This is a genomic window from Vibrio sp. 10N.247.311.49 (genome assembly GCF_041467655.1).
Taxonomy (GTDB): Bacteria; Pseudomonadota; Gammaproteobacteria; order Enterobacterales; family Vibrionaceae; genus Vibrio; species Vibrio crassostreae_C.
Genome location: NZ_JBFSVA010000011.1, coordinates 128443 through 154034, shown reverse-complemented (window position 1 = coordinate 154034; position 25592 = coordinate 128443). Strand labels below are relative to the sequence as shown.

General features: G+C 43.3%; 17 protein-coding genes and 1 pseudogene. 11 read left to right on the top strand and 7 right to left on the bottom strand.

The annotated features are described in order from the left end of the window. Positions 1-177 precede the first annotated feature (177 nt). Entirely contained in the window at positions 178-672 is a 495-nt protein-coding gene (locus AB6E54_RS13045; RefSeq protein WP_017059817.1) for a DUF1097 domain-containing protein, read from the top strand. A 171-nt stretch (positions 673-843) separates the two neighbouring features. Here AB6E54_RS13045 and AB6E54_RS13040 read toward each other — a convergent pair whose 3' ends face one another. Continuing rightward, entirely contained in the window at positions 844-2595 is a 1752-nt protein-coding gene (locus AB6E54_RS13040) for an ATP-dependent endonuclease (protein WP_065584984.1), read from the bottom strand. Between the two features lie 238 nt (positions 2596-2833). Between AB6E54_RS13040 and AB6E54_RS13035 the strand changes: the two genes are divergently transcribed. From AB6E54_RS13035 to AB6E54_RS13005, 7 genes and pseudogenes are all read left to right on the top strand, one after another. After that, positions 2834-4573 (top strand): bifunctional UDP-sugar hydrolase/5'-nucleotidase, encoded by a 1740-nt coding sequence (locus tag AB6E54_RS13035; protein ID WP_372106888.1) that lies wholly within the window; start codon positions 2834-2836, stop codon positions 4571-4573. Between the two features lie 574 nt (positions 4574-5147). Continuing rightward, complete coding sequence (locus AB6E54_RS13030) at positions 5148-6149, top strand: TerC/Alx family metal homeostasis membrane protein (RefSeq protein ID WP_017059813.1); 1002 nt, start codon at positions 5148-5150, stop codon at positions 6147-6149. A gap of 313 nt (positions 6150-6462) precedes the next feature. Continuing rightward, positions 6463-6651, top strand: a complete 189-nt coding sequence (locus tag AB6E54_RS13025; RefSeq protein WP_017059812.1) for a hypothetical protein — start codon at positions 6463-6465, stop codon at positions 6649-6651. A 175-nt stretch (positions 6652-6826) separates the two neighbouring features. Beyond that, on the top strand, positions 6827-7567 hold the full coding sequence (locus AB6E54_RS13020; RefSeq protein WP_372106887.1) for a DUF1223 domain-containing protein: 741 nt from the start codon (positions 6827-6829) through the stop codon (positions 7565-7567). Between the two features lie 201 nt (positions 7568-7768). Continuing rightward, complete coding sequence (locus tag AB6E54_RS13015) at positions 7769-9058, top strand: DEAD/DEAH box helicase (protein ID WP_017059810.1); 1290 nt, start codon at positions 7769-7771, stop codon at positions 9056-9058. A 231-nt stretch (positions 9059-9289) separates the two neighbouring features. Then, complete coding sequence (locus tag AB6E54_RS13010; protein ID WP_372106885.1) at positions 9290-11008, top strand: autotransporter assembly complex family protein; 1719 nt, start codon at positions 9290-9292, stop codon at positions 11006-11008. Positions 11009-11236: 228 nt separating this feature from the next. Continuing rightward, positions 11237-12000 (top strand): annotated as a pseudogene (locus tag AB6E54_RS13005) (aspartate/glutamate racemase family protein). A 101-nt stretch (positions 12001-12101) separates the two neighbouring features. Here AB6E54_RS13005 and AB6E54_RS13000 read toward each other — a convergent pair. The 6 genes from AB6E54_RS13000 to AB6E54_RS12975 form a co-directional block, all read right to left on the bottom strand. Beyond that, positions 12102-13559 carry a phospholipase D family protein gene (locus AB6E54_RS13000; protein WP_029235238.1) on the bottom strand — a complete coding sequence of 486 codons (1458 nt, stop codon included), beginning with the start codon at positions 13557-13559 and terminating at the stop codon, positions 12102-12104. An 84-nt stretch (positions 13560-13643) separates the two neighbouring features. After that, a complete protein-coding gene (locus AB6E54_RS12995) occupies positions 13644-15758 on the bottom strand; it encodes a carboxylesterase family protein (RefSeq protein WP_372106883.1) in 2115 nt (704 codons plus the stop codon). 213 nt (positions 15759-15971) lie between these two features. Continuing rightward, the gene (locus AB6E54_RS12990; RefSeq protein ID WP_372106882.1) at positions 15972-17630 is read right to left on the bottom strand and encodes a hypothetical protein; all 1659 of its coding nucleotides are present in this window, start codon (positions 17628-17630) and stop codon (positions 15972-15974) included. A gap of 325 nt (positions 17631-17955) precedes the next feature. Next, on the bottom strand, positions 17956-19311 hold the full coding sequence (locus AB6E54_RS12985; protein ID WP_372106880.1) for an FUSC family protein: 1356 nt from the start codon (positions 19309-19311) through the stop codon (positions 17956-17958). 9 nt (positions 19312-19320) lie between these two features. Then, complete coding sequence (locus AB6E54_RS12980) at positions 19321-20187, bottom strand: HlyD family secretion protein (RefSeq protein ID WP_017059803.1); 867 nt, start codon at positions 20185-20187, stop codon at positions 19321-19323. 10 nt (positions 20188-20197) lie between these two features. Continuing rightward, entirely contained in the window at positions 20198-20410 is a 213-nt protein-coding gene (locus AB6E54_RS12975; RefSeq protein ID WP_017059802.1) for a DUF1656 domain-containing protein, read from the bottom strand. A 471-nt stretch (positions 20411-20881) separates the two neighbouring features. Here AB6E54_RS12975 and aspT point away from each other — a divergent pair, with 471 nt between their 5' ends. The 3 genes from aspT (at position 20882) to pdxY (ending at position 25411) form a co-directional block, all read left to right on the top strand. Beyond that, positions 20882-22597, top strand: coding sequence for an aspartate-alanine antiporter (aspT, locus tag AB6E54_RS12970; RefSeq protein ID WP_372102593.1), 1716 nt, complete (start codon positions 20882-20884; stop codon positions 22595-22597). 151 nt (positions 22598-22748) lie between these two features. Continuing rightward, complete coding sequence (locus AB6E54_RS12965) at positions 22749-24347, top strand: bifunctional aspartate transaminase/aspartate 4-decarboxylase (RefSeq protein ID WP_102333638.1); 1599 nt, start codon at positions 22749-22751, stop codon at positions 24345-24347. Between the two features lie 206 nt (positions 24348-24553). Then, positions 24554-25411 (top strand): pyridoxal kinase PdxY, encoded by an 858-nt coding sequence (gene pdxY / locus AB6E54_RS12960; protein ID WP_017060057.1) that lies wholly within the window; start codon positions 24554-24556, stop codon positions 25409-25411. The last annotated feature ends 181 nt before the right edge of the window (positions 25412-25592 follow it).

Below are 25592 nucleotides of genomic sequence, written 5' to 3'. Positions count from 1 at the left end.
AAATGTGTTGAATAAGCGATTTCGGTCTCTATCTAGTGATAAATACACATCTGCATACATTATTAATGTGATCGTGATCGGCTAAATAAGGGCTATCTTCCCATAGTATGCTTACTTGATTTTAAGTGAGGCTAAATCCGGTTGCGTTCAATTACGTAATTAGGCTTTAGAAATAGTATGAGTACATTAGTCGCGATTTCATTAACAACAGGTATTTTGTCAGGTCTATGGGGATGGATTGCTATCTCTTTCGGCTTATTGTCATGGGCAGGTTTCTTAGGTTGCACCAGTTACTTTGCTTCGCCAACAGGCGGCGTTAAAGGACTAGCAGGTAGCTTATTGACCAACATGACTGGCGTATTCTGGGCAATGGTGATTATCGAAAGCTCAACCTTCGCAGGGTTAGAGATTTTAGGCTACATGATTACTGCTATTGTGGCATTCTTTATGTGTATTCAAGCGAAACAAGCGTGGCTAGGTTATATCCCAGGCACCTTCATTGGTTGCTGTGCGACGTTTGCTGCAGGTGGTGATTGGCAACTTGTAGTGCCATCTTTACTGCTTGGTGGTGTATTTGGATACTTGATGAAAGCAACGGGGCTATGGCTTCACGAGAAATCGACTCAATCTTCGGAAGTTGTTGAACAACACGCTAAACAGGCAAAGGCTTAATTCGTTAACCTAACCTTAGTTAGTCACTGTGAACTCTTGCAAGATAACCCCCAATTAATTTGTATATCGATTTATACAGGCACACCGTTTGGTGTGCCTTTTTTGGTTGAGGCGACTAGCTAAATATTTCATCAGTAGAGCAACTGATAGCATCTATAAAACAAATTATGTTTAGGTATTTCCATTCGCCATGGTGATCACGCGTTTTAATGTCCACCTTAATAAAAGCGGAATGCATTCTTGTCCTTGATTCTCGCAATGAGAAACAATGGCGAGTGCAAGGTCGGGTTTTGCATGTTTCTTCAATACCTTGGCAACCACTTTCTTTGGAGGGATAGGGTGATCGTATGGAATCTTAACCATGTCACGGAAAAAGCTCTCAAATCCATTCATATATAGGTAATGCTCGATATCTTTATCTGGCAGTTCCGTGAGTCGATGTCTTTCCTGATCATTACCAAGCTTCGATAGCACCGTTGCTGCGTATTTTTTACCCGCCGCATCGCCGTCAGTTACCACATGCCAATCGATGCCAAACTCTTGCGCGACCTTAATCAACGCCTTAAGTCCTGATTGGGCGAACTCAATAATCTGCACACCTTCCGCTGCTAGGTTATAGCCACATTGGTTGGCAAGTTCATTGAACAACCAAACCTCGGTTTCACCTTCTACTAATAGCCAACATCGAGCAAACAGAGCCCCTGAGCGGTGGAAACGGATATGAAAACCAATTCGTCGAAGTTCATCCTTACTGAAATGGTTCATGTTGAGTTGATTGGCGATGGTTTTGTCTGACTGACGAACCAAGCGACGAATCGATTGAAGTGGAACCGCCGCAAGTAGGTCGCCACTGTTGGTGGTCAGGATTTTCTGCATGGGCAATTTCTGCATCAAGCTCCAAGCCCTTGCCAAGTGTGTTGGGTGTAATCGACCTTCTGGATCTTCAAGGATCAAAAGAGGGCGCGCACATCGCCTTAAGTCGTTTGGCCCTTTAGCTTGTAGATAAGCGTTAAGTAACCCCATGAATAATAAGCGAGTTTGTTTGTTCTTGGTCTCTTCGACAAGTTGATGAATACTCTGATCATTGGCACCCGCAGAATAAAGCAATCCGTCTCGCTGTTTTCTAGGGTTACGACGAGAAGTACTTTTGAAAGAAAAATAGTGCTCAATCAAACTTTGCATCGACTCTAGGCTACTGCGCATTTCACCTTTATTAACATGTCCGGGTATCGCCATAAGACGGCGGCAGGTGTTGTCTATTCGTTTTTCTATTCTTGCTTGTCGACCATTACCGTTATTGGCGCCGTTTCCATTTGTTGTGCCATTGCTCGTGTGATGGTTCCCGTTCCCGTTTGAATTTGCATTAGTTGCGTGAACATTAGTCGGCAGGTGAGCATTGTGGTTAAGGGACTTGCCGTTGAAAGGACGATCAAAGTGCCTTGCATCACGCAAACGGATAACGGGATGTAAGGTCATTAATTCTTGAGCAAGCTTTTCTGAATGATGAAGCTTGAGCGGATTACCGTCCAAACCAAGAAATGCATAGTGTGTTGTTGTCTCATACTGTTCTAACGTCGCGCTGATGCGATAGTAGATGCGAAATACGCCAAATTCATCTTGAACCCAAATAGGTTTGAGTTTGCGATAACGACCTGCGTTAAGTTCGCTCTTATCGTTAGCTTTTAAAGCGAGAACAATTTGAAGATGTTGAGACTGCGGGTGTGAAACAGAGTAATCGACATGAAAATCGGTCATTTCAAAGTGATATGGCACACCGTCTGAGGGCAGAATGACGGAAAGGGCATCCAATAATGAAGACTTACCCCAAGTATTTTCACCAATAAGCGTGGTTAGCTCGTCAAACGCGAGTGACATGCGCTTGATACCTCGAAAGCCAGAAATCTCGATTCTTTCTAGTTGCATAGGCTTACTCCTAACGGAAGGCTCTGCTAATTATTTGAAAGCTAACAGATATCTTTAATCATAATCGAAAAATCCAAATCCGGTATGCTCACCTGTCACAAAACCCGTTGTTTATTAATACGGTGCAAAATGAGATTTTTGATCTATCTCGAGTATTTTTTTGCAGTGCAGTTTCATAAAATTCACGATTCTGTCATGATTCTCGACCTAGTATGAAGGGACAAAGAGAGAAGAAAATATGACTAAAAAGAATAAGCCGACAAAAATAGTGTTGGCACACATCAACGACACCCACTCATACTTTGAACCAACCTCGTTACAGCTATCACTTAAAATGAACAACCACATCATTGAACCTTATGTCAGTGCTGGTGGCTTTGCTCGAATTTCAACACGCTTCAAACAAATAGAACAAGATGCCCAGCGTCAGAAGGTTGGAACCTTGTTCTTGCACGCTGGTGACTGCTTCCAAGGCACGTTGTACTTTTCCTTATTCAAGGGAAAAGCCAATGCCGATTTGTTGAATGCCCTTAATATAGATGCCATGACGCTCGGTAATCACGAGTTAGACATGGGTAATGAGCCCGTTGCGATTTTCGCGAAAAGAATCAAATTCCCGCTGTTGGCCGGTAACTGGAATCTATCGAATGAGGATATCAATAAAACTCATACGCTAGCGGACAACGACATTGTTAAGCCTTATCGGCCTGAAACACGAAGTGCTTCTTTTATAACGAAAGAGTTTGATGGCGAGAAGGTCGCAATATTCGGCTTAAGCATCGACAAGATGGCAGGCATCGCTAACCCAGATATCGATACACCGTTTGAAAATGCTTTGGAAACAGCAAAAGCGACCATTGAGCAAATCCATCAAGCAGGTATCAACAAGATTGTGTTACTTAGCCATCTTGGTTACGAAGCTGATTTAGAGTTAGCAGCCAACGTAACAGGTATTGGTGTCATCGTTGGTGGTCATAGTCATCGCTTACAAGGTGATTTCTCTGATATCGGCTTAGTTAAAGATGATGAATACGGTGTGAAAATTGGCGATACCTATGTTGTGCAAGCGGGTTTCCACGCCATGAGCTTAGGACACTGCGAAATCGAGTTCGATTCTCAAGGCAAAGTGACGCACTTCAATGGTAAAAACGAACTGTTATTAGGCCGTCGACTCTTTATAGACGCGAAACTGAGTGAAGTAGGGCAAGACGATGCCCACGATATGGCGTGTGAGTTTTTAAACAATCACCCTAATATTGCAGTGTGTAAGAAAGATCCTGAGCTGCAGAGCATTCTGACGGATAAATACCAGCCGCGAGTTCGAAGGCTTCAGCAACAAGTGATTGCTCATGCAGACACTAAACTTCGCCATGTACGTATTCCAGATGCTAAAGGCCCGAGTCAACTAGCCCCCTTGGTTGCTCAATCATTTCACCATCTAATGAACAAGAAAGGGCATCAGGTTGACTTTGCCATTCACAACGCCGGTGGTGTAAGAAATTCACTGAACAGCGGCGATGTCTCTGTTGCCGATATTGCCGGAAAACTACTACCGTTTGCCGTACCTATTGGTGTGTATGAAGTAAAAGGTGAAACGATCGCTGGCATGCTTGAAGGTGCAATCAATAACGCGATTGATAATGGTGTCGTGGGCACAGGTTCAGGTAGCTTTCCTTATACACATAATTTGAGGTTTTGTTACCACAAAGAAGCGCCTATAGGACACAGGATTCACCATCTAGAAATTCACTCTGATGATTCAGGTTGGCAAGCTGTTTCTCGCAACCGTATTTACCGGGGCGCGTCGTCAGCCTATACAATGAAAGGCAAAGAGGGCTATAACGCTGTGTTGGATATGATCGGTGATGGCACGGTCACCACTGACTCTATGGCAGACTGCTTCATCGAGTTTCTGCAAGACCACCCAGAGTCGCTTCAACTCAATGAACCGTTGAATTGTATGGAGTGTTTTAGATAACTAAAGCTGATACTGATATTTAACACTATTACTCTGGGTTATTTATAAAATTGGCATTGTTTATGCTTTATCTCTGCAGGTCGCCTTCTTGTGGAGATATGCATGGATAAGAAAGATTGGTTAGATGCGGTAGCGGTTGTCGGTTGGGTATCAGTTTGGTCAGCGTTAGTGTATTTAATACCTGCCGCAGGGCTGTAAATTGCTCTTTTTGCAACTTCATTACGCAGTGCAATAGTGTGTTTGACTTGCGAATTTATTCTTAGAATCAATTCGCGTGTCTATTTGACAAAGTGGCATCAATCAGAAAGGAGCGTTTGCTCCTTTTTTGCTTTTTCCGTGCAAATTTATATAGACGAAACACAACCAGAGGATTATTATCCACGCGTTTGGGGAGTAGTTAGCGCAAGTTTACATATCGTCATCTCGTTAGGCCAAGAGTCTATCCGGTATGTAAAAGTGAAATCCCATATTTCACTTCAACGAGACCAACGCAATCACAGTCAAGATCCGTAATGGAGCTTGATATGCTTTGTTTGCGGAAGGTCTTTGTACAGTTCTTCCGCCCGGAGGAATAATGAACTCAACTCAATCTCTATTATCTACAAATAGTGAATCCTTTTTTTCATCGCCAATCATGACGACTTATGCGGGCTTTTTCCTGCTAACGGTTATTCTCGTCTCTATTGATATCTATCAGACTCGTGGCGGTAACGTTACTATCAAGAAAGCGGCAATCTGGAGTGTTTTCTGGTTTGTACTTGCGTTTTTGTTTGCTGGCTCGATTTACCTATTTTGGGACATTTATGCGCCGAACAGTGACTACACAGCGCAAAAAGCAACCGTGTCATTCATTACGGGTTACTTGTTAGAAAAATCCCTTAGCGTAGACAACTTGTTTGTTTTTGCGATGATCTTTGCTCAATACCAAGTTCCTGAGCATCTAAGACCTCGTGCGCTTCTTTGGGGCGTAATTGGTGCATTGGTGCTTCGTGCAATTATGATCGCACTAGGCGCACAGCTATTGGCGGAATATCACTGGGTGCTTTACGTGTTCGCTGCGTTCTTGATTGGTACAGGTATTAAGCTGGCATTAGACAAGGGCGAAGAGGAGAGTGTGAATACTCTGCCTGAAAAGCTACTTCGTAAAGTGATGCCGGTAACAGAGGACTTCCATGGCCCTGCATTAATGGTTAAACAGGGTGCTAAATGGGCATTCACTCCAATGATGTTGGTCATCGGTGCGATCGCAGTCATGGACGTGATGTTTGCATTAGATTCTATCCCTGCGATCTTTGCGGTAACACAAGAACCGTTCTTGGTACTTGCGGCTAACGTGTTTGCGTTACTTGGTCTTCGCTCGTTGTATTTTGTACTGCAAGGTATGATGGACAAGTTCATCTATTTGAAACCCGCGCTTTCATTCATCATGGTGTTCATTGGTGTGAAAATGCTTCTGGTTGATAGCGAGTGGGCTATCCCAACTTACTGGTCATTGGCGGTATTGGTTTCTACGATGACGATTGCGGTTATAGCGTCGGTTTATGCGAAGAAGCCAGGCATTGAACAAGTAAATTAAAAACAAATATAACTTATCGAAAAGTCGATAATGAACACGTGGCTGATGAAGTGGAAAATTTATTTATGTAAATTTTCTGTGACATTGGCCACTGTTGTTTGCGGGGTATTTGTACTAAATGCATGATTTAAACACTATGTTGAATTTGTACTCACATAATCTGCATATCTATTTTGTGGCATTGTTAATGGTTTGTTTTATTAGAAAAACTAATCCCAAAATCTAATTTTAGTCATTTTTTAACCTGCAAAAGATCACCTATTATTCTTGTCATCAGAACGAAACACATTAATAAATTTATAGAGAGGCAATCATGGCTCAAGCAGTACAAATGAATACTATCGCTGTTCCTAACTCTATGGATAAGAAAACCTACTCGGTTAACTTCAAAGGATTGATTGCACACATTTTCGATATTCTTTTCGTAGACAACTCTCCACGTAGTTACTACGCAAGCGACCTATCTGGTCACATGCAACGCGATATCGGTATTAACCGTTAATCTCAGCGTTAACATGTAAATATAGAATTTTAAGAAAACGCCAGCTTCTAAAGCTGGCGTTTTTGTATCTGAAATAAACTCAATCTCTTCGTAAACTAAGCACCTGAAAGAAAAACCTAGGCATAACGGTCTGTATTTGAGCGCCATTCAATTCGCTTTGTACAAGGATCTCGGTATGTCACACGCCAAACGCAATTCATCATTGATTAAACTTTGTTTATTTGCCTTACCGATCGGCTTCTATTCCTCAGTGTCGCTTGCACAAACCTGGAGTAATGAAGGCCAGCCCGCACAGGTTATCGAGCTCTTCACCTCTGAAGGTTGTTCAAGTTGTCCACCTGCTGATCAGTACCTCAGTACTTTTGAAGACCATCCAAAACTTTGGACACAAGTTATTCCGCTTGCCTATCACGTCGATTATTGGGATTACTTAGGTTGGGGCGACAAGTTCGCGAGTAAGGCGTTCAGTCAGAAGCAACGACTGTATAAAGCTTACGGCTTAACAAGTGGGGTTTACACGCCGGGCTTTGTTGTCGATGGAAAAGAGTGGCGCGGTTACTTTAACTGGTTAGACAGAACGTTACCTTCTCTTAAACAACAAAATAACCCCAAGCTAACGGTCAACCATAAAGGCGATACGTTCAGCGTAAGTTACGAAGGCAAAGGTGATTATGTGGCACATATCGCTCTATTGGCGATGAACGAAGTCACAAGTGTAAAAGCTGGTGAAAACAGAGGTAAGAAGTTAGAGCATGATTTTGTCGTAGTGTACGATGGCTACCAACGTGGTGAATCTGAGTGGCAATTCAATGTGGACTTTGATCCGCTAGTCGCTACACCAGACGCAGTCGCTGTTTGGTTAACCGAGCCGAATTCGTATGCACCGGAACAAACGGTAGCAGGTTGGCTGAACTAACTGCAACCCACGACAATTGTGTAGCTGGAATACTCTTAGACGAAGTTGGTACGGCGAGTATCGAGGTTCTCACATCGATAACTTCGCTTCTGACGGATATTAATCAGTGACATAGAAGCGAAAGGGCGATTTAGTTACGTAATACTGCTGAAATACGTTAATATAGCGCGCTATTATTTTAGCTTTGAGTTCCTGCAATTAATGACTAACACCACTACACCAACCAACTTCTCTGATCTTGGCTTAATCTCTCCTTTGATGGCTCGTTTATCTGAGCTTGAATACCAACAGCCAACGCCTATCCAAGCGCAAGTTATTCCAAGTGTGTTAGCAGGACGCGATTTAATTGCAGGCGCAAATACCGGTTCAGGTAAAACCGCAGCATTTGCACTTCCACTGTTACAAAAGATTCATGAAGATGCCCCTCTGGACCGTCGTTCAGGCAAAGGTAACTTTGTTTCTGGCCTTATCTTGGTTCCTACTCGTGAACTTGCTAAGCAAGTGGCTGACAGCGTTAAATCTTACGCTGTGCATTTCAATGGCGCGATTAAAACGGTTTGTGTGTTTGGTGGTGTATCGGTAAACACTCAAATGCAGGCGCTACGTGGCGGCACTGATATCTTGGTGGCAACACCGGGTCGTCTGCTTGACCTTATTTCAAGCAACGCTATCAAGTTAGACAAAGTGAAAACGTTAGTGCTTGATGAAGCTGACCGAATGCTAAGCCTAGGTTTTACCGAAGAACTTGATGCAATCTTGAAGCTCTTGCCGAGCAAAAAACAAACCTTGTTGTTCTCTGCAACTTTCCCAGAGCAAGTTAAAACGCTGACTCACGAACTTCTAAGCGATCCAATTGAAGTTCAACTTCAAAGTGCCAATGCGAGCACACTGGTTCAACGTGTATTCGAAGTAGAAAAAGGTCGCAAGACAGCGTTACTCGCACACCTAATTCAACAACATGAATGGCGCCAAGCTCTGATCTTCGTTAATGCGAAGAACAGCTGTGAGCACCTAGCAGACAAGCTTTACAAGCGCGGTATCATCGCAGAAGTATTCCACGGCGATAAAGGGCAAGGTTCACGTACTCGTATCCTAGAAGATTTCAAATCTGGCGAGATTGACGTTCTGATCGCGACAGACATCGCGGCACGTGGTCTGGATATTGAGAAGCTTCCAGTGGTAATCAACTTTGACTTACCGCGTAGCCCGTCAGACTACATGCACCGTATCGGCCGAAGTGGTCGTGCAGGTGAAGTTGGTCTTGCGTTATCTCTGATCGATCACGAAGATTACCACCACTTCAAAATCATCGAGAAGAAGAACAAGATTCGTCTTGAGCGTGAGCAAATTGAAGGCTTTGAAGTGGATGAAGAAGCGACAGCTGAACTGATCGCAGCACTAAAACCTGTTGCGCCACCGGCCGGTACTGGCAAGAAGAAAAAGAAAAAGAAAGCTCCAAAAAACCAAGATGTGTGGCTGAACAACAACTGATCTTGAGTCAGCAAGCCATATAAATCAGCAAGCCATATAAATCAATAAGTAATAGACATTCAAAAGGTGCTTAATTGCGCCTTTTTTGTGTCTGTAGGGCTGGGATTTGAGTCGTTAATAAACGACTGTTGCGGTGTTAAACAACCCGATAATCCGTTCGAAGGATAGCGTCCTCCATAAGAGATTCAGCGATTTAACGCTTTGCTCATAACCTGTTCGGGTTTTGAGCAATTGGGTAACCGCGTGAAGACCTCGATTAAACAATTAGTGCTGGCCACTTCATTTTTCCTGTTTACCCAACACTCTTCTAGTGCTGCTGAATTTGAGGTTAAAGGGGTTAATAAAACTCTCACCGAAAATGTAGAATTATATTTAGAACCTTTAGCCGATGTTCCTGCATCACAGCTATCGAAAACGAAGCTATCTAAACGTATTCAAGATGCACTCAACCCTTATGGTTATTATCACCCACAGCTCGATATCGACCTCAATGATTCTGATAACGTGATCATTAACATCGATTCTGGTCCTGTCATGCGCATCGCAGAATCGATAGTAAAAATAACAGGTGAAGCTAGCCTAGATGCGGAGTTCATCAATATACTCAATCAAAGCAAGTTAGGCTCAGGTTTAACTTTGTCTCACCAAGAATATGACCAAACTAAGCGTGCGATTTTCTCTTTAGCAAAGCGGAAAGGTTATTTTGACGGCAGGTTTATCGAGTCAAAGATTGAAGTTATTCCTAGCGAGAACATCGCGAATATACACTTGTATTTTGCAAGTGGTCCACGCTACAAGTTCGGTTCTATAAGTATTCCTGATGATGGGGTTGACCCTACTCGTATCGAGAAAATACCCACCTTTAAAAAAGGTGATGACTTTGACACCATCAAGTTAGGTGAACTGCAATCTGATTTGTCAGACACTCAATGGTTTCGAAGTGTCATCGTACATGGTGACTTTGACAAACTTGATGACAACCTAGAAGTTCCAATTGAAATCATTGCCGAGCCAAGTTCTCGAAATATCGTGCAGGTCGGTGGCGGCTATTCTACTGATCTCGGTTTACGCGCCTCTCTCAGTTGGTCAAAGCCTTGGTATAACCGGAGAGGCCACAGCTTTGAAACACAGACATATTTGTCTGAACAGGAGCAATCACTTCAGTTGGGGTACAAAATCCCCACAGAGAAAGTCACAACGGATTACTTTGGTATTCAGTTTGAATCGAAACGAATTGATCATCGAGACACCAATAGCTTTACAAACGATCTTAAGTTCGAACGTTACTGGCAATTAGACAGTGATTGGCAAAGCACCATTTATGTCAAATACTTGCACGAACAGTACCGTCAGGCGTCTGAGGAAGATCAATCGCAATTGCTGTTACCTGGCATCAGTTTTTCTCAGGTTGATCGTAAAAATGATCAGTTGGAGCTCAATCATCGACACATCTATTCTGTCGAGTATTCTGACCCTAGTCTGTTCTCTGACTCAAGGCTGTTGCGGTTGGAAGGAAACAGTGTCCTTTCATGGGATATTAGTGACAGGCAGAAGCTCCATTTCCGCTCCAACGTAGGCATCAACATTGCCAAATCATTATCTGATGTGCCGTCGTCACTGCGGTATTTTGCTGGTGGCGATGGAAACCTGCGAGGTTATGGTTACGAATCTATCTCCCCTAGAGACGAGAATGGTGAACTAACGGGGGCACGTTATATGTTAACTGCTGGGCTCGAATATCAGCATCAAGTCTATCGTTCAATTTGGTTGGGCGCATTTCTTGATGTGGGTGATGCATTTGATCAACAAGCGGATTGGAAGCGTGGGACGGGCGTGAGTTTGATTTGGAACTCACAGTTAATGCCAGTTAAGCTCGATTTTGCTTACGGCTTAGATGCGCCTGAAGGCGACGAATTTCGTATTCATTTTTCCTTTGGTACTCAATTCTGATTTTTGTACGCTGTTTATGCACTCGCGAGGATGCGAACCATCTAATAGGATTCAAGTAAATCGAAAGAGCGTAATAACCTTTGTGCTTTAGCAAACACAAAGGTAAAAACAATGAAAAAGCTACGATTCGGTGTATTTGGTAATATGGGCCCTGAAGCAGATGCTCTGTTCCAAGATATCGTCGCCAAGAAAGAAATTGAACACGGCGCACTTAAAGACTAAGACCACATGGCCATGATAGTGGTGAAAAACTCAGATATCCCCGATCGATCTGAAGTGATTAACGAAGGCGGTACCGATCCTGTGCCTGAACTGATTGAGTCAGCGTGCATTTTAGAACATGCCAATGTTCAGTTTGGCGTAATGACCTGTAACACCGCTCATTACTTTAGACCTGAGGTTCAAAAGCACACCAACGTTTATATCGTCGACATGCTCAAACCACCGTTGATCAAATCAAAGAGCAGAACTCTGAATCTGTTGTTGGTATTTTATGTACCAACGGCACATACAATTCGGGAATCTATGATCGTTACCTAACGGACGCGAATCTGGTGTTCGTTAAGCCAGATTCCTTTGAGCAAGAGCATAACGTGCATAGTGCTATCTATGGTGAAGTAACCGGTGAGATGACAGAGTGTGGACAAGCAATCCGAGAAACCAACGGGATCAAAGCGGGCGAGTTTGAGCGTAATGCCGCACTGCTTGCTGTAGCGATTCAATCCATCGTAGAGAAGGGCGTTGATACGGTTATTTGGGGATGCACGGAACTTCCTTTGGTTAGAAAGCAACTTGAAACGGCATTTCCAACAGTCACTTTTATTGATCCTATGGAAGCGGTAGCTGAGCGTGTCGTTGATATTTACCGTCTCGCTGAGCAATATGTGGAGCGTGGACATGTGGATTACAACATTAATGATGTTAATTCGATCTTCACAACGCTTGATATGGTGAACTACGTAGCCCAAAGAGCGATGACCTACCGTCTATAAGCTCAGATACGTGTATTTGAAACATGAGAAAGCCGCGAATTACGCGGCTTTTTTACATTTGGACTGGAGAAAATTAAAAATTAAGATTCGAAGCTGAACACTTAAAGCTCGAACTCGCCATTCATTTTTCGAAATAACCAATCAGGTACCTTGTTCCATGAACTGTAGTTCGGGTTCTTAGTATGGATTTGTTCCTCTGAAGCCCAGATGGTGTCACCTGATTGTTCTCGCGACACAGCCCAGAACAACTCCTCTTTCTGACGTGTTAAGTAGTGTGTCACTTGCTTCGCAAACTCTTCACTGTCAACCAACACCCCAAACTCAACGTTGAGAAAGTCTGATCTTGGATCGAAGTTAGAAGAGCCAATATAGGTGACACGCTCATCTAAAATTACTGTCTTGTTGTGGTAGTAGGTATCAACATGAAAGTAGTGATCATCATTGATCGCTTGGCTTTTGTACTCATAGATACTTACGCCCTTGTCGAGTAGAGTCTCACGGTGTTTTTCGTAATACGCAGGCACAAAGCCCGAATCATTAGAAGCCGATGAATTCGTCAGTAAGGTGACTTCGGCTTCGCTCTCTCTAAGTGCATCGACGAATACAAACTTGTTATCGCTTGGCACCATATAAGGCGTAGAAATAATAACCTTAGAAGGTGTCGGTACTTTTTGCTTCATCAAGTGTTCAATACGTTGGCGAAAGTAGGGCTTGTTGTCATTGAGTTTCTCCAGTGAGTCAAATACCGGCGTGACAGAGGCTGAAATGAACTTCGGTTGGTTTAAGCTCTTTATCTGCCTTTCGACTTCAGACGTGATCAATGCTTGATTCTTTTCACCTTTGTTCAACGCTTTGGTGAACGCTTGGTATTGCTCTTTCTCTTTGATTTTAATGCGTTCTTGAATTGGCACTACATGCTCACTGTTCCACAACGCTTGGTAGTTTCGGTCGAAAGCAGCAATCACGTCGCCTTTAAACAGCACATCCATATCAAAGAAGTTGGCACTTTCGCTGTAGCCAAAGTAGTCATCACCGATGTTGCGCCCACCGAGGATCATCGATTGGTGATCAACGTTAAAGTATTTCTCATGCAGCCGATTATCTAACTGTTTTTGATGAGTAGAGAAGTTGAGCGCACGACCAATCCAGCCAGCTTTACGTGACTCAAAAGGGTTGAACAGTCGAATCTCAATATTGGCGTGTGAGTCCAACTCCGCAAGCCATTTGTCATTGAATACCAACAAGTCATCCAGTGTGAGGCGCACGGCCACATCGCGGTCAGCGGCGTGTTTCAGCTCGTTTAACAGCATCAGACCCAGAGTGTCGTTTTCCCAAGAGAAGTAAGTCATATCAATCGAGTGTTTTGCTTGGCGAACCAGATCAATGCGGCGCGCAAAGGCTTCAGGCGCACTCGGGATCAAATAGACTTCGGCTTGATGTTCTGTGCTTTGCCAGTTAGCTTCGAAGTCAGGTTCAACATCGGGGTAAGGTTGGGCACATCCTGTGACCAAAGCAATCAACATTATTGTGCATGCTGTTTTTAGTTTGCTAAGTGTCATAACTAACCTGCGTTTAAACATAAAATTTGGTTATAGAAACGGCCAGCGAGCTGGCCGTTAAAGTAGGAAGGGTGTTGAATATGTTTAGTTTAGGTACCAGTCCCAAGGCATAAGACCTTGCTCTGCTAGACCCGTTAAGCGACCTTCACGAAGCTTAGGATCAACACCTGGGTTTGTGACATAGTCCCAGTCGAAGGTAGTGCTGTTGTCGCTGAATCCTGCACCATCAATGACAAGCACATTGTCGGTAGCATCGCTGTACTGGTAGCTCTGGAACAATTCATCGCTAAACCAAAGACGCGACATTTCGTTCATAAGGGCTTTATCTTTGCTTGATGGATTTACTTCGCTTCCATCAAAACGTACAGCTTTGTTGAACATAAATGGCAGTTCTGAACCGTTACATGCACCGCTGATGCAACCAATCGTTTTGAATAGATCAATGATTGGCAGTTGGTCGTATTCGCCCGTTTCTTCATTTAGACCTGTTTTATAGTTCCACATGTTAAAGCTTGGTTTGTGCTCAAAGTGGTATAGCGTTGCTTCTACTCCGCTGTTTACTGCCATGTGACGAGCTGGACCATTGAACAAGGTGTCATTTAGCAAGGTTTTAAATTGCTTCATGTTGTCAAGAGCGCCACCAAAGCTAGATTCTGAGTTAGGGTAGAAATCAGTTAGAGCCAGAATATCTTGGGTTTGCTGGTGGCTAGTGATCTCAACAATTTCGACCAAGCAACCTACGGTACCCGCAATATCGTTGGTATCAATGCATCCAGTCATTTCAAGTAGATCACCTTCTAGCTTGGCACCATAAAATAAGCCCGTTACTGCGCTGTACGCACTGCTTGGCAATACAAGATCTGCTGAAACTTCATCACTTGCTTGCTCAGATAGTTTTTGTTGCAGAAGAACGATGTTGTTTTCATCTTCTAACCAGTTAACCATAGCTAGAGCTAGCTTTGTTGGATCTTCGTTAGTAAGCAGTTCAGGTTCATCATTTGTTAATAACTCGATGACCGTCGGGATTAAGAACGTAGCGCTAAATAGCATGCCAAAGCTGTTCGCTTCATGTGCATTTTCACCTAGGACAGTTGGTACTGATAAGCCTGCTTGCGTTGGTGATTTTGCTGATTCTCTACAGCTACCAAGGAAAGTTTCTTCACACAATATGTAAGGAGCATAAGGCATCAGGTTTGACATTGGCGTCTCATCTGCGGCTGGGCTCAGAATTGGGATTTGCAAAGAACCTAACAACCAATTTTTTAGCTGTTCAATACCATCCAAAGCTGTTTCTTGCGACGCCATGATCTCGTCGACCGAAGTGTCTGCATCAAAGTTATTGTTGCGGCTCTTAGCAACGTCATAACTTGGATACTCGAACCCATAAGGGTTGCTTTGCATGATGGCACGTTGGAAATATTGACCTGCGATATCGTCATCTTGCTGCAAGAAACCGATAGACATAGCACCTGAGCCTTGACCCATAACGGTTACGTTTTGAGCGTTACCACCGAAGTCAGCGATATTGTTATGTACCCACTCTAAGGCGCGCTTCTGGTCACCTAGACCATAATTGCCATCTTTGTTCGCGCCTTTAATCCATTGAGTACCTAACTGACCAAGACGGTAGTTCAAGTTTACATAGATGAAAGGCTTACCATCGTCGCTTCCTTGAGCAACCACCGTATCACCTTGGATGAGCGGCTCTGCACCAGAACCGTATTCGAAATCACCACCGTGAATGAATACATAAACCGGTAGTTCTGCGTCAGCATCTACGCCTACTGGACGCCAAATGTTCAGATTCAAACAGTCTTCAGATGTGTTCTGTGAAACGGTCTTCAATTGAGGACAAGCATCACCAAACGACGTTGCTTCAACAATGCCTTCTGAATTGATCAGTTCAGTTAAATCGACAGGATTGCTGTGTTCAAAACGCTCTGCATCGGCAAACTTAATGCCTTTAAAAGACTCAACAGAAGCCAGTTTATCGTCTTCGGTATTAGATGTAACAACCAGCTCTTCTTTGGTCGCAGTAATCATCACATCGCCGATTTGAGTGGTAAAGGTTTCTGAAGGTGCTGGAATTAAAGGTTCAGGTTTATCAGGGAAAGGAACCGTTGGTTGGCTATCGTCGCCACAGCCTATAAGGGCAGTAGCAATAGACAATGCGATAAGTGAGCGGTATGCAATATTCATATTTAATTTTCCACAATAATATTCGGTATAGTTACGATCAAACGCACTTGTATCGACAATCCTGCAGTTCCATTGGGTATTGCGCTCCATCTATGGAGCATCGACATGGCATATATTTGAGTTGTCATCTTGCTGGACGACTGAGCTTCAGAGGCTCGTATGAAAATATCGCTCTAACGAATCTATATTCACAATAGAGCGATGGTTTGACCGTTAGAATCGGTAGCCAAGGTTCAATGTCACAGCCGAACGAGTTTCGCCTTTGTTGTACAACATGGTCATGTTGTAGTTTTTGCCGATCTGCTTGTTAACACCTGTTAGGAATGCCCACTGGTCGATATCGACGCCAACGTCATAATCAAATTCGATGTCGTCGGTTTTTACGGTGCCTTGCATACGTGAATTTAAACCTTGGTATTCAGCACCCACGAAAAACTGAGCTCGATAATCGACTAATTGGTAACCCAGCATGGGTTGAACCGTCACAATGCCATCACCCCAATCATCCAACCCTTTCAGGCGTGTTTGTGAATAGGTACCTGTGACTGAGGCAAAGAACTCTTTGTAACCAACAGATAATGTGGTGCCCGCGCCGCGTAAGTCATATTCAAGATGAAGTGGTACATTCAAACGACCACTGTTACATAAGGCAGAGACACCTTCGCAAAGTGCGTTACCTAGCCCTGGCAATTTGTTATTGAGCTTGTCTTTTAAGTATTCACCTGCGGCGCCGGTATAAGAGGCGTCAATATTCGCATCAACGTTTACCTTTCCTACGTACCCGAATACATTCCAGAATGGCAAGATATTTACGTCGCCGCGTATCGAAACACTTTCCGCTTTGACCGTCGCAACACTGTCTTCCGGGTCAAATAAATCATTCAAGCGCACTCCACCAATCACGTAATCTGTCATGGGTATATCCATATCTTGATTGCGATAAGCCACTGATACGCCGAATGGAAGGGGTAAATCGATACCTTGACGACGCACCATGTCACCCATTAAAGGGAATACTCGATCTAACTTAACACTCGCTTCTTGCATACGAGGATCTGAAACTTCTTTTAGACGCTCTTCATGCAGGACATTAACGCCGTTGTCGTCTTCATAAATTGCGACGGGTTCAGTTACAGCGCTCATGGTCATCGGTTTCGTTTTAGACGTACCCTCGATGTTAGTTGTCTTACGTTCAATAACGACTTTACCAGAGTCTAACGTTTGGAAATCAATCACTTGGTAATAGGTATCGACTTTTGACTTACCAAGATTAAATGGCTTGTCGTTGGTGATTACCATGCGTTTTGGTGTGCCGCCTACAAGTTCAATATCAACATTCAAGAAACGGAAATAGGCGATGTCTTGTGGTAAGCCGTATTTCGAATAGTTGAAGCTAATGGTCACGTCGCCGTTGTCTTTTTCATTGACTTTCACTGACGATGGATCGAAGCTTTCTGCATAATTTCTTAGTCGATACTCAGTGCGCGTAAACTCTTCAATTTCATCGATCAGTTTTTCGTTTTCATCCAGCTCTTGCGGGTTGTATTTGATGCGCAGGTCGATGTTGCCTTTGCTGTCTGTGTTTTTTATCAGATAGACGCTTGAGTCACGAACCTCATCGCCAATTTGTATGGTTCGATGTGCGTGTTCAACTAGGTGTTCGCCCTGTACGAGCGAACTGATTGCTAGCTTTGGTAAATCATGACTGATGCCATATTTGTCAAATAGTGCTCGACCTTTTTCCATAACTTCGCTGTAAGTCTTGGTTTCTGCCGCAGACGCAAAATTGGGGGTGGTAAGTAATAGGGCGCTCGCTAACACAGAAAGAGTATGGGTCTTACAGGCGCTGGTGCGTATTTCAAAAAAACTCATGACGGTTTCCACGCTGAGTGGCCTCAAACCTTCGAGACTCAAACAGTCGATGTAATACTGAACGTCGTGTTCAGTTGTTATGTATTTATCCGTTAGGATTGCTAGTGTGAATGTCGCGACTAAAAATGCATTGCGTCAATCAATGAGAGGATTTTAAGAGGAGGTGGCAGATCGCGTTAATCGCTTTTGATGGACGCTATCCTCACTTAGTAATAATTAGCGTTAATCAATTGATTTATAATGATTTTCAATAGATAAAAAACGGCCTGTGAAGTAAAAATACTTGGCAGACCGTTTTGTTGTGAGTTGTTAAGCGCATTTAGTTCTAAGCAGTTACCCTCACTCTAAATAGATCAGTAAACAACTTCGCTATCATCAGAATAATCAAAATGTTTACGAGCATCAAAAGTGGCGTTTCAATTCCATAAACAGGTGTGAGGTTGAGCGCACCAGATGTGAGAACAACTAATAAGTTAATACCCAATATTCGGTGTACCTTGAGCTTAGGTGTCGCGAACACTTTCCATATCACCATAATGTTAAGGAAGTAGAATAGTCCCAGCTCCCATAGTTCTGTCATTAATGGCATCACAAAGATGTATTGCAACAGAACCACCGACCCTGTACCCAACACACCATAAAAAGCGTCCTTAATAACGCTTGGTGGCATGGTCGGCACCATAGAAGAGAATACACCGGCTAACATAGGAAATATGAAACCACCTGGAACTGGAAGATAAATCCAAATCAACAGCGATGTGATAAACATCGACACGCCTTGCAGCACTTTGCGCCCATCTTCATTCAAATGTTCAAAAAACGTGCGATGTGCATGATGCCAAGACACGTCTTTATGATCACCTATGACATTGAGTTCACCCTCAACAAGAGATTGTTCTGGTGTTAATACATCGAACGTCTTCAAGTTGTGAGTAAGAACTGCCCATTGGATATCTAAGTCTGATTCGCTGTTACTTTGTTTGAGTAATGTATCTTGGATATGTGCCATTTCATCGATACGCAAGCGCCATGTTTGGATGTTCTCTTTAAGGTGGTAGCTTCCGGTCAGTGGCAGATCTAAAAGTTGATACAGCTTATCAATATTCGCGGTGTTGCTTTCAAGTGCGGCAATGTCGATGTTGTCTGTTTTTTCCATCGCATCTAACAACGCTTGTTTACTGGTTTCGAAACGTTGTACAAAGTTGAGTTCAGTATTCACAGGCCACACGATGCGATACACAATAGAGAACACAACAACACCTAATAGTGTTTCTTGAAGTCTAAGTACAGCAAAGTGAAAGGTGGTTTGGTTATCAAACCCGCCCATACAAGCAACAATCGAACACACGGTAAATCCTATTGAAAAGATGTAGCCGTATTTCTCGTCACTAGACATGAAAATACAAGTGCCTAAGAACACGGTAAGAAATGTTAGAAACAAAAATCGATCTTGTGAAAACATCGCAATGAGGAAAAAGGCATAACCGGTCCCTAACAAGGTTCCCATTAACCGGTTATGGCCTTTGTTTATTGAATGGGCGAAGCTCTCGTTCAATGCCATCACTGCGACGGCTATCGCAGCCCAATACGGTTTTTCCCAACCAAACCACAACGCTAGGCAGATTGCGATAACGATAGAGAGTGCGACTTTAATCGCGTCTTTAGTCGATGCAGTGAACATAAGAATCACCTAGCTATTTTTGATTATTTTGATCGAGGCAGTCATACCAACACGCAGTTGTACGTCTTCTGGTATTTTGTCTAACTTCACTTTGATAGGGATGCGTTGAGCTAGGCGTATCCATTGGAAGTTTGGATTCACGTTTGGCAATAAATCATTACCTGTGCTGCCGTCTTGCTTCGCGATACCAAAACCAATACTTTTGATATGTCCTTCTAGCTGAACATTGTTGTGCATCATTAAGGTCACATAAGCAGTGTCCTGAGCATCGACACCGACTAAATCAGTCTCTTTGAAATAACCTTCAATCCAGAAGCTATCTTCATCAATTAGCGCAACCACAGGTGAATTCGCGACAACTTGAGAGCCAACACGTAGGTTCAGATTGGTGATATAGCCGTTAGTAGGCGCATATACCTTGGTGTACTCAAGGTTGAGATGTGCTTCTTCTACGTTCGCTTTTGCCAGTTCGACATTTGCGGCGCTGGTTTCTACCGCGTTGTTCAAGTTGTTTAGTGTCAGCACGGGCACGGCACCGGGCGTTCTTTTCTCTAAATTCAACGCGCGTTGCTCTTCGTTTTTGGCTTTGGCGAGTAGGGCAAATGCTTGTTTTTGAGTCGCAAGTGCTTTTCTGTAGGTCGCCTTGTAAATACTCGGATCGATCTCAAAAAGAAGATCGCCTTTTTTTACCTTCGAGTTGTCTTCGACATGCACTTCAATGACTTGACCCGTGACTCGAGGTGTAATCGAGACGATATAAGCGCTGACTTGTCCGTCTCTGGTCCATGGGTTACTTGAGTACGACTGGTAATAGCTATAAACCACAGTTCCCGCAGCAGCCAATAATAAAAGTGTGATGAGATAACGTTTGATCACAGTAAGTGCCTCAAAAAATGGTAATAAAATGGCCGATAGCGCCAGTAAAAATCACGATCAAGCTCAGTTCTGCTATTGCAGGAAAGGCGACGTACTTATGAAGGCCAAACCGTGTCGCGATTGACCCTGTTAGCATTGTCAGTATGTAAGCCAGTGCGATAACCAATAACAGCGGTGGGAAGTAGACTTCATCCCACACAAGCTCATGCGGCATGGTATTCATGGTTCTGTTCTCTATTTGTTTAATGAATGCAACGATAACGGAGTTCGATTTATTGTGATAATCGCTTATAGAGGATCGTACCCATCAAAATCCAACTTTATTCGGTGATTATGCCAACTGCCTCTTTGTTGAGAGCCGTAAGCCAGTAAAACAACGGTAGGTAGGTTGTCGTTCTTGAAGTGGAAACACTTAATTGAAATTGATTTCGAAAATCATCTACTTTTGCCGATTTAATATAAATCTATTTAAACCAATCACTTAAGGTGTAAATTGCACTTCAAAAACTATGCGAACAGTTAAAGTGATGATTTGATCCATCAAATGGGATTACATAATAAAACCTTTTGTTCTTAATATTCGGTTCGAAGCAACGAGATGCTTTATTTATTTTGAATAATCCAACAAATATCATTATTAAGTTATTAGTTAGATTATTTACTCCTTATATTTAGTAACAAGAGTAAATTTGTCATGGACATTATTTCTAATCTGTTTGACATGGCACCATTTGTCGCACTATTTATTACACTCTCATTGGGTTATATGGTTGGTAAAATTACTATCGGCCGATTTGTTTTAGGCGGTGTGGCCGGAACATTATTAATGGGCGTAATTATTGGGCAATTTGGTGTTCAGATTGATCCCGGCGTAAAAAGTATTTTCTTTGCGCTCTTTATTTATGCTGTGGGTTATCAAGGCGGCGCACAATTCTTTAAAGCGCTTAACTTTAGAACCATCAACATTCTGTTGTCTGCGGTTGTTATGACGGTTTCAGGCTTATTGTGTGTACTTGCCGCTGCGTGGTTGTTTGACTTAGATAGAGGTACTGCTGCGGGCCTAGCTGCCGGTGGTTTAACTCAGTCTGCGATCATTGGTACTGCAGGCGATGCGATCGCCCGTTTGGGTGGTGTGCCTGAAGAAGCCAAACATCTGATGCAAACTAACGTTGCTGTAGGTTACGCTGTAACATACATCTTTGGTTCATTAGGTCCAATCTTGATGGTGACTTGGGTATTCCCAACGTTGATGAAGTGGGACATTCGCTCTGAAGCAATTGCGTTAGAGGAGAAAAATTCTAACGGTAAACGTGATTTGGCAGATGGCGAATTTAACGCAGTCACAGCTCTAGTGACACGTGCTTTTAAAGTCACTCACGACGATAAACTGGTTGGAAAAACACTCGCGCAATTGAATCAATCATCACTTGCTGCGTGTATCGAACTTATTGAACGCGACGGAAAAGAGCTGAGTGCAGACAAGTTCACAGCACTTAAAGCGGGCGACCTTGTTGTGGTTACCGGCCGTAGAAATGCGGTTCATGAGCTACAGAGCAAGGCGCAAAGTAATGAAGTCGCATTACCGGAAAGCTATGAAGTTATTGAAGAAAATCGTCAACTTATCGCTGACAATCGCAAACTGATTGGTCGTTCGCTAAGAGAGATCAAAGATAGCTCAAATCAACGTTCGTTCCGTGGTGTGTATGTTACAGACTACATGCGTGCTGGTGCTTCAGTCGCCATTACTGATGATCTGATTGTTCAGAAAAACGACGTTATTCAATTAACAGGCACCGCACAAGACATCAACCGAGTTGAAAAACACATCGGTAAGCGTATGGGCTCAGCAACCATGACTGATTTCATCGTACTGGGTTTTGGTATGGTGTTGGGCCTTCTTATCGGCTTAATCAGTTTCAAGATTGCAGGTATTCCAGTAACGATTGGATCTGGTGCAGGTTGTTTGATCTCTGGTTTGCTTGTTGGTTGGTTACGTAGCCGAAACCCACATGTGGCTCAGTTCCCTGCGGGTGCAGCAAACTTTATTCGTGACTTTGGTTTAGCAGCATTTGTTGGCATCGTTGGCCTCCAAGCGGGCCCTCAAGCAGTTGATACCATAAAAGAACATGGTATGTCGCTTCTGTTCTTGGGTATGGCGGTCACCATCATTCCACAGATTATTTCATTCTTTTTCTCGTACTTTGTATTGAAGATAAAGAACCCAGTAGAAGCGTTAGGTTGTGTGACTGGTGGTCGAAGTGCAAACCCAGCGTTCGCTGCATTGATGGAAAAAACAGGCAACGCAACGCCAGTATTCTCTTTCACTGTGACTTACGCCGTAGCCAACGTGTTACTGACTCTATGGGGACCAATTATCGTCGGCATTATTACCGTTAATGCGGGTATGTAATTAAAACCTACAACTCATTATAGATTTAAAAAATCATCAACTTATTAACAGACCTACCCAATCAAAAATAGGGTAGGCCTGAATAATCACGCTTAAGTAAAACACTTTATTTAATTACAAGTGTTTAATATTAAATTATTAGGTAAATATTATGACTACACAAAATACAACTATCGACTTTTCAAAATTCGCTGATTTAAGCCCATTTGAATTAAAAGACAAATTAATTGAAGTTGCTCAAGCAGTGCCAGATCGTGCTTTACTAGACGCAGGTCGTGGTAATCCAAACTTCCTAGCAACATTGCCACGTAAAGCATTTATTCGCTTGGGTGAATTTGCAGTAATGGAAGCGGAACGTAACTACGCTTACCTCGGTGGTGATTTCGGTGGTATCCCTGATGGCGTGGGTATCGTTGAGCGTTTCGATACGTTTACTAAAGAATACTCAAACGACAAAGGTGTTCAGTTCATCGAGCGCGCACTAAGCTACGCAAAAGATCGTCTAGGCATCCAAAAACAAGCGTTCCTAAACGAACTCGTTCTTGCTTACCTAGCGTGTAACTACCCAGTACCACCACGTATGTTGACTAACATTGAGAAAGTGGTGAAGCAGTACATTGCAGAAGAGATGTATGGCCCAGTTCCAATGACCACGGACTTTGACTTGTTCGCAACGGAAGGTGGTACGGCATCAATGACCTACACATTCCAAACGATGTTCAACAATGGTCTATTGAAAAAAGGCGATAAAGTGGCGCTAATTACGCCAATCTTTACCCCTTACCTAGAAATCCCAGAGCTTTCTGAGTACGAACTAGAGATCGTTGAACTGCGTCTTGATGAGACCACTTGGCAGCTTCCAATGTCTGAAATCGAGAAACTGGCAGATACAGACATCAAACTACTTTGCGTCGTTAACCCTGCTAATCCAGCATCAGTGAAATTCTCTGACGAGACTCTAGAGAACCTAACAAACTTTGTGAATGAGCAACGCAGTGACCTATTCATCATCACTGATGACGTATACGGTACATTTGCCGATGACTTCGTTTCTCTATTTGCAAAACTACCATACAACACACTTTGTGTTTACTCGTTCTCTAAGTACTTTGGCGCAACAGGCTGGCGTTTAGGTACCATTGGTATCCAACACAAAAACGTATTTGATGACGCACTAAGTTCTTTCAGCGAAGAAAAACAGTGTCAACTTGATGACCGTTACAAAACACTGACTCCAGAGCCACGTGACATTAAGTTCATCGACCGCATCGTTGCGGATAGCCGTAGCGTAGCCTTGAATCACACTGCCGGTCTATCTCTACCGCAACAAGTGCAAATGGCGATGTTTGCTCTAACTTGCCTAATGGATTCTGAAGGTAGCTACAAAGCAGCATGCAAGCGCATCATTCGTGAGCGCTATACAACTCTATACACCAACATGGGGCTAGAAGTTGAAGAGAACAAAGATCGTGTGGACTACTACACACTACTAGAGTTAGACACTCTAGGTGGCAAACTATACGGTCAAGAGTTCGTTGAATGGTTCAAAGCAAGCGGTAAAGGTAAAGATTTCTTATTCCGTCTAGCTCACGAAACTGGTGTTATTTTACTACCAGGAAATGGCTTCGATACTGTACATGCGTCGGTTCGCGTATCTCTGGCTAACCTGACTCACCATGAGTACGAACTGATTGGCCGCGCAACTCGCAAGGTATTGGACGAGCACTTCGCTGAGTTTCAAGACGCATAAGTTCAAGTCTGGCTTAGAATCAAATACATGATTTAAAGCCGATGACGTCCAACTCATTAAGAATAAGCCTCGGCGATGTCGAGGCTATTCCGACCAAATAAGCACAGTGGTTAGATCGATAAAACTTCCTATCTTGATGTTCCGTTGTGTTTATTTAGTCGTCTTATCCAAGTATTCAAATCCATTTCAAACTGAAAGAGCGACGCATGAAAAGCATTATTTCTATTCAATCTCACGTGGTTTACGGGCATGCAGGAAACAGTTCTGCGGTTTTTCCAATCCAAAGAATGGGACTCGATGTGTGGCCAATCCACACTGTTCAGTTCTCTAATCACACTCAATATCAACAAGGTTGGACCGGGCAAACATTCGGCTCAGATGATATTCGAAACTTGATTCGAGGCTTAGACAACATCAACGTACTGAAAGACTGTGGTGCGATCCTATCGGGTTATCAGGGAAGCGCAGACCAATGTAAAGCGGTTGCCGAGTCGGTTAATTTAGTTAAAGAAAAGAACCACAGTGCACTCTATGTTTGTGACCCTGTAATGGGTGACCCAGATAAAGGTTGTATCGTTGAGGATGGCGTTAGAACCGCCATTACTAAACACTTGCTTCCTATTGCCGATGTTATAGTGCCAAACCAATTTGAACTAAGTGAATTGACCGGCATTAAAATCCTCTCCCTTTATGACGCGGTTACAGCATGTAAGAAAGCATTGGAGCTTGGTCCAAAGATGGTGCTCGTGAAGCATCTTCACTCATTACCCGATGACGCGTTCAGTATGATTTTAGCAACGAAAAAGGCATGTTATTTAGCCCAACGACCGAACATTGAATTTGCTCAACAACCGGTTGGTGTCGGTGACCTTATCTCTGGCCTGTTTACCGCAGGGTTAATAAAGAGAATGTCTCCCGTAGCTGCATTCCGACATGCAAATAACGCGGTCTATGGTGTGTTGGAGCTAACTAAAAGCTATGGCACTTGGGAGCTACAAACAATCAATGCACAATATGAATTTGTAGAGCCTACCCACGATTTCAACGTGGTCAAAATCGGGTAGAGCGTTTAACTCCGATAGTGGTGGAGGGTGTACCTATTCGATGGGTCGCATCCTACAAACGAGATTACGAGCTAAGACTAAACCTAGCTATATTACTCCCAGAAAGAGACGGACTTCACTTTATCCCTATTTATTAACTTCTCTGTTTATAGCTGTTCTTTTGATTAAACAGAGTCTCTGA